The organism is Roseibium aggregatum (genome assembly GCF_014692675.1).
GTDB lineage: Bacteria > Pseudomonadota > Alphaproteobacteria > Rhizobiales > Stappiaceae > Roseibium > Roseibium aggregatum_C.
In genome coordinates this window covers 1-428 of sequence record NZ_JABFCZ010000109.1, presented here as the reverse complement: position 1 = coordinate 428, position 428 = coordinate 1, and the positions used below count along the sequence as shown (strand labels likewise).

Sequence of the window (428 nt, the reverse complement as noted above, 5' to 3'; positions counted from 1 at the left end):
CCCTGGACCTGATCGGTGCCGGTGGCCGCCTGGGGCTCAATGGCCTGGTATGCAAAGCGCCGGCAAAAATGCCGGTATCGGTGATGGGGCTCGATTTCCCTAACCCGGTTGGGCTGGCGGCAGGCCTGGACAAGAACGGCGCGGCCATCGACGGTTTTGCACAACTGGGCTTCGGCTTTGTCGAAATTGGCACCGTGACGCCACGGCCGCAGCCTGGCAACCCGAAACCACGGATCTTTCGCTTGCCGGAAGCCGAGGCGATCATCAACCGCATGGGCTTCAACAACCAGGGCGTTGATCACTTGTTGGCGCGGGTTCAAGCGGCGAAATACAAGGGCATCCTCGGCATCAATATCGGCAAGAACTTCGATACGCCGGTCGAGAATGCGGTGGATGATTACCTGATCTGCCTGGACAAGGTCTACGCC

At 60.3% G+C, this 428-nt stretch carries 1 pseudogene; it reads left to right on the top strand.

Features of this window, described 5'->3' with window-relative positions:
- Positions 1–2 precede the first annotated feature (2 nt).
- Positions 3–428, top strand: a pseudogene (locus HK439_RS26520) (quinone-dependent dihydroorotate dehydrogenase); the annotation flags it as partial.